Below are 8,667 nucleotides of genomic sequence, written 5' to 3'. Positions count from 1 at the left end.
TGCGGTGAACACTGCGATCCCGGTGTGCCTGCTGCCGGGATCGACACCGATCTCCACTCCCGTCGACACCTCCGCGCCCCGCCCGATCCGCATGCCCAGCAGCCGCAGCCACACCGGCGTGGCCAGCCCGGCGTACAGCGGGAACAGCGTGTCGCGGGAGCGGTCCATCAGCTGCGTGACCGTCCAGGCCTGCCAGCCGATCCTGCTGTGCGTCGGATGGGTACCGGGCCGCAGCCCGAGACTGAGCAGCCGCACGTTGACCAGCAGAATCAGCGCGTACGTGAGACCGAAGGCGAGCGTCGCCGGCACCAGCGCGACCGCGGCATCCCGCAGCGCCTCGCCGAGCCCGGCCTGAGGCGAGACGAAGACGCTCGCTACGAGCAGCGCGGCCAGGCCCGCGACCAGCGGCAACGCGGAGAGCGCGAAGCCGGTCGCGCCGTACATCACGCGCCAGTACGTACCCCGCTGCGGGCGCTCCTTCGGCCAGTCCCGCTTGGCCTTGCCGAGCTTGGCCGCGGGAGCTCCGGCCCACCGCTGACTGGTCGGGATGTGTCCGGCCACGGCAGAACCGGGGGCCACCTCGGACCGCTTGCCCACCCGGACGCCCGGGAAGAGGATGCTGCGGGTGCCGACCACGGCGTGCGCGCCGACCTTGACCGGGCCGATCTCCAGCCGGTCGCCGTCCAGCCAGTGCCCCGAGAGGTCCACCTCGGACTCCACGGCGGCACCCCGGCCGAGCTTGAGCATGCCGGTCACCGGCGGCAGCGAGTGCAGATCGACATCGGACCCGACCTTGGCGCCGAGCGCACGCGCGTACCGCTCCAACCACGACCCCGTCAGCGAGGTCGCCCCGCTGAACTCGGCCAGCCGCTCGGCCGTCCACAGCCGCAGATGAACACTCCCGCCCCGCGGATACCGCCCGGGCTTCAGACCGCGCAGCAGCAGCCGCGCACCACCGGCCGCGATCGCGAGCCGCCCCGGCGGACTGAAGAGCAGCCCGGCCCCCGCCGCGACGACCCACCACGAGGCGGTCGGCACCCACGGATACGGACCGAACCAGTGCAGTACGTTGCCCAGCGCGGCCAGCGCCACGGTCCAGCGCAGGCCGAGCAGGGTGAACAGCGGGACGAGCACCAGCAGTTGGACGACCTTGGCGCGCAGGGGCACCGGCGCGATCTCGCGGGTGGCCCCGTCGCTTTGAGCGGACTTCTCCAGATGCCGGGCCAGCTTGCGCAGCACCGGCTGCTGGTAGATGTCGACGACGGCGGCGCTGGGGTAGCGGGTGCGCAGCCGGGTGGTGAGCTGGGCGGCGGCGAGACTGCTGCCGCCGATCGCGAAGAAGTCGTCCCGCGCCGAACCGACGGGGATGCCGAGCACCTCGCTCCACTGCTCGGCGAGCCAGGCCTCGGTGCCGTACAGCTGCTCGGCGGGACCACCGGTCTCCAGGCCCTCCAGGGGCCACGGGAGGGCGTTGCGGTCGACCTTGCCCGAGGTCCGGGTCGGCAGGTCGGCGACCGGCGCGAGCAGCGGGACCAGGGCGGCGGGCAGCTCGGCGCGCAGCTTCTCGACGGCCGTCGCGTGGTCCCAGCCTTCCTGGGTGACCACATAGCCGACGAGCAGCTGGTTGCCGCTGCGGGCGGTACGGACGGCCGCCGCCGCACCCGCGACACCGGGCAGTCCCTGGAGCGCGGTGTCCACCTCGCCCAGCTCGATCCGACGGCCGCCGAGCTTGATCTGCTCGTCGGCGCGCCCGAGGAAGACCAGCCCTTCCTTCTCGGCCTTGACCAGGTCACCGCTGCGGTAGGCGCGCTCCCAGCCGAGCGACTCCAGCGGGGCGTACTTCTCGGCGTCCTTCTCGGGGTCGAGATAGCGGGCCAGGCCCACTCCGCCGATCACCAGCTGACCGCTGCCGCCCATCGGGACCGGCTCGCCGGACTCGTCGACGACGGCCAGCTCCCAGCCGTTGAGCGGCAGCCCGATACGGATCGGCTCCTCGCCGGTCATCAGGGAGGCGCAGGCGACGACGGTGGCCTCGGTCGGCCCGTAGGTGTTCCAGACCTCGCGGCCCTCGGTGACCAGCCGCTGCACCAGCTCGGGCGGGCACGCCTCGCCGCCGAAGATCAGCAGCCGGACCTCGTTGAGAGCCTCCGGCTCCCACAGGGAGGCCAGCGTCGGCACGGTGGAGACGACGGTGATCTCCTGCTCGACCAGCCAGGTCCCCAGGTCGGCGCCGCTGCGCACCTGGGAGCGCGGCACGGGCACCAGACAGGCTCCGTAGCGCCAGGCCAGCCACATCTCCTCGCAGGACGCGTCGAAGGCGACGGAGAGGCCCGCCATGACCCTGTCACCCGGACCGATCGGGTCGTCGGTCAGGAACAGCTCGGCCTCGGCGTCCACGAAGGCGGCGGCGCTGCGGTGGCTGACGGCCACGCCCTTGGGCTTCCCGGTCGAACCGGAGGTGAAGATGATCCAGGCGTCGTGCTCGACCCCGGGCCGCGCGGCAGGCGTCTCGCTGCGCCCCTCGACGGTCAGCTCGTGCCCGGCGCCGACGACGGCCCGCGCCCCGGCCTGGCCGAAGACCAGCTCGGCCCGCTCGTCCGGGTCCTCGGCGTCCACCGGCACATAGGCGGCGCCCGCCGCGAGGACGGCCAGGATCGCCACGTACAGCTCGTTGGTCCCCGACGGGACCCGGACACCCACGCGGTCCCCGAGGCCCACCCCGGCGGCGCCCAGCCGCCGCCTCAGGGCCTCGACCTCTATGGCCAGGGCGCGGTAGCTCAGGCAGCGGTGACCGTCGTCCAGCGCGGGCTCGTCGGGGTAGGCCCGTACGGTCGCGTCGAGGATGTCGACGAGGGTGCGGGGCGAGGCGGCGGAAGCGGCGGTGAAGCGGGCCGGGTCGCCGAACTCCGCGCGCACCTCTTCGTCGAACAGCGCTAGTGCGGGTCCTTGCTCGAGGGCTGCCATCGGGTCCTCACGTGTGGTTCCCGGGACGTCCGGGGGAGCCGGCGGGCCCGCAGGTATGCCTGGGGATATTCCGGTCAGCTCCAAACAAGCGTGTAATTTTAGTACGACGCTAGCTCCGGACCTGCGGCTCAGCCATGTGAGGAGGCCCCAGGAGGGGTTGGAGAGCGCTTGCCCCAACGCTCTGACGTGGGGGTATGTCATCCTGACGAGATCTGCCCCACACATGGCCGTAACACCGTCGAGCCAGGGGGCGTAGACAATGAGTGAGGGCCACGACCAGCCGGTCGCGGCCCTCACTCATCTCGTGTGTCCGAGGGGGGACTTGAACCCCCACGCCCGATAAAGGGCACTAGCACCTCAAGCTAGCGCGTCTGCCATTCCGCCACCCGGACAAGGTGTCTGTCGCGCGGGTTTCCCTCGCGGCGACGGAGGAAACATTACCAGGCTTTCGAGGGCCCCCGATCACGGGTGGGCGGGCGTGAACGACGTGTGACGGGCCTGGTCCGCCCTTGGGGTGGGCGGGGTCCGGGAGGGAGGATGGAGAGACCGCCGACGGGAACACCGCCGGCAGGCAGCGTGGGAGGAAGCAGCGTGAGTGAGCCGGACGGGACCAGGAGCGTCACGGGTGAGGACGAGGTCGTCGACCTCTGCCGAGAGCTGATCCAGATCGACACCAGCAACTACGGCGACCACTCGGGCCCGGGTGAGCGCAAGGCCGCCGAGTACGTCGCGGAGAAGCTCGCCGAGGTGGGACTCGAACCGCAGATCTTCGAGTCGCACCAGGGCCGCGCCTCCACGGTGGTCAGGATCGAGGGGGAGGACCGCTCACGGCCCGGGCTGCTCATCCACGGCCACACCGACGTCGTACCGGCCAACGCCCAGGACTGGACGCACCACCCGTTCTCCGGCGAGATCGCCGACGGCTGTGTGTGGGGCCGCGGCGCGGTCGACATGAAGGACATGGACGCGATGACCCTCGCGGTCGTCCGCGACCGGATGCGCAGCGGCCGCAAGCCGCCCCGGGACCTGGTGCTGGCCTTCCTGGCGGACGAGGAGGCGGGCGGCAAGTTCGGCGCCAAGCACCTCGTCACCAAGCACCCCGACCTCTTCGAGGGCGTGACCGAGGCGATCGGCGAGGTCGGCGGGTTCTCCTTCACGGTCAACGAGAAGCTGCGGCTGTATCTCGTCGAGACCGCCCAGAAGGGCATGCACTGGATGAAGCTGACCGTGGACGGCACCGCCGGACACGGTTCGATGATCCACAAGGACAACGCGATCACCGAACTGTCGGAGGCCGTCGGGCGGCTCGGCCGGCACAAGTTCCCGGTGCGGGTGACGAAGACGCTGCGGCACTTCCTGGACGAACTCGGCGACGCGCTGGGCACCGAGCTCGACCCGGAGAACATGGACGCGACGCTCGCCAAGCTCGGCGGTATCGCCAAGCTCATCGGCGCCTCGCTCCAGAACACCGCCAACCCGACCCAGCTGGGCGCCGGTTACAAGGTGAACGTGATCCCGGGCCAGGCGACCGCCCACGTCGACGCCCGCTATCTGCCGGGCTACGAGGAGGAGTTCCTCGCCGACCTGGACCGGATCCTCGGCCCGAACGTGAAGCGCGAGGACGTGCACGCCGACAAGGCGCTGGAGACCACCTTCGACGGGGCGCTGGTGGACGCCATGCAGACCGCGCTGTCCGCCGAGGACCCGATCGCCCGGGCCGTCCCGTACATGCTCTCCGCGGGCACCGACGCCAAGTCCTTCGACGACCTCGGCATCCGCTGCTTCGGTTTCGCCCCGCTGAAGCTGCCGCCGGAGCTGGACTTCGCCGGGATGTTCCACGGTGTCGACGAGCGGGTCCCGGTCGACGCCCTCAAGTTCGGGGTGCGGGTGCTCGACCGCTTCATCGAGGCGTCCTGAACCGCCGCATCCGCGAAGCGTCCTGAATCAACCCGCTGAAACGACACTCCAATAATCGCCAGCGCGTACGGAGTCGACTGAGAAGAGTGAATGGGCTCATAAGCTCGTAGCCCTATTACTCCCTCCTCGTTACAGGTGATGCGATCCGCGGCTGGGATCGCATTGCCAACAAGGAGGAATAATGATCAAGAAGATCGTCGCCGCTGTTGCTGCCACGGGTGGCCTCGTTCTCGCCGGTGCGGGTGTTGCGGCTGCCGATGCCGGGGCTCAGGGTGCTGCCGTGAACTCGCCCGGCGTGCTCTCGGGCAACGTCATCCAGGCGCCCATCCACGTGCCGGTGAACGTCTGCGGCAACACGGTCTCCGTGATCGGGCTGCTGAACCCTGCCTTCGGCAACACCTGCACCAACGCCTGACGTTGTGCCCACCTCATGAGGGCCTGCACTCCATGAAGGCCTGAAAACCCATGAGGGTCTGAGTCCGCGGCCCCGGAGCGCACGCCATGCGCTCCGGGGCCGCCGACATTCCGTGTTCAGCATTCCGCAATTCCGCGCCCGCGCATCCCGGCGCGTGCGCGTTCCTGAAGCCGCACGGCTCACAAGGATCACAAGGCAGGGAAAAGCTATGCGACAGGTCACCCGCAAAGGCCTGATGACGGTGGCGGCCGCGACCGGCGTCCTCGCCGCCACCGGCGGTTACGCGCAGGCCGACTCGGGGGCGCAAGGCGGCGCCTCGGACTCCCCGGGCGTGCTCTCGGGCAACTCGGTGCAGGCGCCGGTGCACGCGCCGGTCAACGTCTGCGGCAACACCGTGAACGTGGTCGGGGTGCTCAACCCGGCGGTGGGCAACAAGTGCGCCAACAAGGGCGGCGACTCCGGTCGCCACCAATCCGGCGGCGGATCGAACGCCGGAGGGTACACGGGCAACTCGCCCGGCGTGGGCTCGGGCAACCAAGTCCAGGTTCCGGTGGACGTGCCGGTCAACGTCTGCGGCAACAGCGTCTCAGTCGGCGGTGTGGGCAACGCGGCCACGGGCAACGACTGCTCGAACACCGGTGGCGGGCACGGGGCGACGCCGCCCGGGTACGGCGAGCCCAACCCTCCGGGAAAGCCCGGTCAGCCGGGTGACCCCGGGGACCCGGGTCAGCCGGGCAAGCCGGGGGAGCCCGGTAAGCCGGGACAGCCCGGTGACCCGGGCAACCCCGGGGACCCGGGCAACCCCGGTGACCCGGCCCGGCCCGGAGGACCCGGCGGCGACGGTGGACCGGGCCGGCCCGGTGGTGGCGTGGACCTGGGCTCCTCGAACCCGAACGACCCGGGCGCCCAGGCCGTCTCGCAGCCCAAGGGTTCAGAGCAGCTGGCGCAGACCGGCAGTGAGCTGCCGCTCGGTCTCGCGCTGCCGGTGGGCGCGGGCGCGCTGCTGATGGGCGCCGTGCTCTACCGCAAGGCTCGCGCCTCCGCGTGAAACGACGCCATGGCACGGCAAAACGTGTCATGGCACCACAAAAGCCCCCAGGGGTAGGCGAGCACGCCCCCGCGGGGGTCGACGGAGCGGGCCCCGCACGCGCGGGGCCCGCTCCGTTTCAGCCGTCCCTCGTCACCACGTGGCACGCACCTGGCGGATGATCCGCCGGCGCAACCGCACCCTGCGGCTGCCGTCCGGGTGGAGGCTGAGGCGGTCCAACTCCCAGTGTCCGTACTCGGCATGGTCCGTCAGCAGTCGTGTCGTTTCCTTGCGGGAGACCCCGCGCGGCACGTACACGTCGACAAATTCGTATTCCGGCATCGCATCTATTGTGCGTGTGGAGGCCGTGTACGGATAGCGTCTGCACTATGTCTGATGCTGCGCAGCCCACCGCTGCCGAGGTACGCGCCGCCGCCGAGGCGGTCAAGGCCGCGCTCGACCGTCACCTGGCGGCGGTCGAGCGCAGGACGGGTGAGGACGACCCGGCCGTCTACGAGGCGTTCAACGAGCTGGCCGCGGCCGCCGAGGAGTACGACGAGCTCCTCTACGACCGCTATGACGAGGTCACTCCCTTCGAGATCCCCGGCACCGAGGACGCGCTGCCGTACACCGGGCCGGAGGAGCCCAACGCGCTGAGCGTGCTGATCCGCCGGGACTACACGGTGGTGGAGCCGCAGCGGCTGCTGGCGCAGGCGCAGCGGGTGGAGGCCGTGGAGGAGTCCGGGGCCGCGGCCGCGGGCTTCGACGCCGCGTCCGGGACTGTGCACGGCGCCCTGGGCGTCCTCTTCGGGGAGTTCGAGCCCGACGAGATCGCCTCCCGGCACAAGGAGTTCGGTCTGGAGGAGGGCGACTCCACGCTGTGGGTCACCGCCGCGGACGAGCCCGCCGAGCCGGGCGAGTGGCTGGAGGCGCCGTTCGACCACGCCGATCCGCATCAGGTGGTCTGCCGCTTCGACGTCAGTGCCGTCTTCGACGAGGAGGCCGGGGCGGACCTCGACGACGGCATCGAGGACGCCGTCGAGTCGGAGCTCGACGAGGACGAGGATCTGGAGCCGCTGGACGCGGATCGCTGAGGGTCCCACCAGTTCGTACTGGTTCGTAACGGTCCGTACTGGTTCACACGGTGGCGGTCACCGGGCGGAGAGCCCGGTGACCGCCACCGGTGTGTCAGGGGCCGAAGGCCGGGAGCCGGGGCCCGGAGAGCCGGGCCCCGCGGTCCGAAGGCCGGGATCCGCGGCGGGCGTCAGCCGGTCGCCGGGACCTGGGCCCTGAGCAGGGCCGGCAGCCGGGTCGTACGCGGCTTCGCGGCGATCTCGGCCACCGCGCGCGGCAGTGCCTGATCCACGCCGTGGACCACGGAGAGGTGCTGCTCGGCGCGGCCGAAGGCGGTGTAGATCCAGGGCCGGGTGAGCGCTTGGGCGGCATCCCCGGGCAGGACCACGACCGCGGCGGGCCACCGGGCGCCGACCGCCTGGTGCGCGGTGATCGCCCAGCCGTGCCGCACGGTCTGCTCCACCCGCTCCTTCGGTACGACGACGGGGGCGCCCGCGCACTCCAGGTGCAGCCCGTCGGCGTCGGCCTTCACCACCTGGCCCGGGACCGTGCGGCCCGGCGAGGGGGAGTACGCGATCCGGTCACCCGGGTCGAAGCCGCCGAAGCGGCCCGGGCCGGGGTTGAGCCGCTCCTTCAGCGCGGTGTTGAGCGCGCGGGTGCCCGCCGCGCCGCCGTGGCCCGGGGTGATCACCTGGGTCTGCCCGGCCGGGATCCCGATGGCCCGCGGCACCGAGTCCGCGATCAGCTGCACGGTCCGGTGGACCGCCTCCCCGGCGTCGCGCACCGGGACGATCACGACCTCCTTGCCGGGGGCCGCCACCTGGTTCAGCTCGCCGATGCCGATGCCCGAGACCAGCTCGCCGATGGGGCCGGGGTCGGGGGTCCGCGAGGCGACCTGTGGGCACGCGCGTGCGGCGAGCAGATCCGCGAAGACCCGGCCGGGGCCCGCCGACCACAGCACCCCGGGGTCCCCGCTCAGCACGAGCCGGGCCCCGTCGGGCAGCGACTCCGCGAGCATCGCCGCGCTCTCCACGTCGAGCTGCGGTGCGTCGAGCACGATCAGGAGGTCGGTCCGCAGCAGGCCGTCCGTGTCCCGCCCCGGGCCCTCGGCCCCGGAGAGCAGTCCGGCGACGGTGGTCACGGCCTCGTGGGGTTCGGCACCGCCGACCGTGCTGTCCTGCGGCTCGTCCGTGCCTCGGGCTTCCTCCACGGTGGCGAGCAGCGCGGCGAAGCGGCGGCGGCCGTCCGGGGTGTGGGCGGCGGCGCACAC

7 protein-coding genes and 1 tRNA gene are annotated in these 8,667 nt (G+C 71.8%); 4 read left to right on the top strand and 4 right to left on the bottom strand.

All coding sequences use genetic code 11. From position 1 onward, the window contains the following. On the bottom strand, nucleotides 1–2,964 hold a 2,964-nt coding region (locus O3Q52_RS42965), incomplete at its 3' end, for a non-ribosomal peptide synthetase (RefSeq protein ID WP_269653960.1). Between the two features lie 307 nt (nucleotides 2,965–3,271). Beyond that, a tRNA-Leu gene (locus O3Q52_RS42960) sits at nucleotides 3,272–3,356 on the bottom strand. Nucleotides 3,357–3,555: 199 nt separating this feature from the next. Between O3Q52_RS42960 and O3Q52_RS42955 the strand changes: the two genes are divergently transcribed. From O3Q52_RS42955 to O3Q52_RS42945, 3 genes are all read left to right on the top strand, one after another. Next, on the top strand, nucleotides 3,556–4,881 hold the full coding sequence (locus O3Q52_RS42955; RefSeq protein ID WP_269653959.1) for a M20/M25/M40 family metallo-hydrolase: 1,326 nt from the start codon (nucleotides 3,556–3,558) through the stop codon (nucleotides 4,879–4,881). Between the two features lie 181 nt (nucleotides 4,882–5,062). Further along, nucleotides 5,063–5,296: a chaplin gene (locus O3Q52_RS42950; RefSeq protein ID WP_269653958.1), complete on the top strand. Its 234-nt coding sequence runs from the start codon at nucleotides 5,063–5,065 to the stop codon at nucleotides 5,294–5,296. Between the two features lie 208 nt (nucleotides 5,297–5,504). Beyond that, nucleotides 5,505–6,344: a chaplin family protein gene (locus O3Q52_RS42945; RefSeq protein ID WP_269653957.1), complete on the top strand. Its 840-nt coding sequence runs from the start codon at nucleotides 5,505–5,507 to the stop codon at nucleotides 6,342–6,344. 132 nt (nucleotides 6,345–6,476) lie between these two features. Here the strand turns inward: O3Q52_RS42945 and O3Q52_RS42940 are convergent, their stop codons facing one another. Then, complete coding sequence (locus tag O3Q52_RS42940) at nucleotides 6,477–6,665, bottom strand: DUF5703 family protein (RefSeq protein ID WP_033323315.1); 189 nt, start codon at nucleotides 6,663–6,665, stop codon at nucleotides 6,477–6,479. Between the two features lie 47 nt (nucleotides 6,666–6,712). On the opposite strand from O3Q52_RS42940, the gene O3Q52_RS42935 reads away from it, so the two are divergent. Continuing rightward, on the top strand, nucleotides 6,713–7,417 hold the full coding sequence (locus O3Q52_RS42935; protein WP_269653956.1) for a hypothetical protein: 705 nt from the start codon (nucleotides 6,713–6,715) through the stop codon (nucleotides 7,415–7,417). Nucleotides 7,418–7,587: 170 nt separating this feature from the next. Here O3Q52_RS42935 and O3Q52_RS42930 read toward each other — a convergent pair. Next, nucleotides 7,588–8,667: ATP-dependent RecD-like DNA helicase (locus tag O3Q52_RS42930; protein WP_269653955.1), on the bottom strand; the 1,080-nt coding region annotated here is incomplete at its 5' end.

Source organism: Streptomyces sp. ActVer (genome assembly GCF_027270795.1).
In the GTDB taxonomy this organism is placed as follows: domain Bacteria; phylum Actinomycetota; class Actinomycetes; order Streptomycetales; family Streptomycetaceae; genus Streptomyces; species Streptomyces umbrinus_A.
Note: the sequence above shows the minus strand (reverse complement) of the source record. Positions and strands in the feature narration are given on the sequence as shown.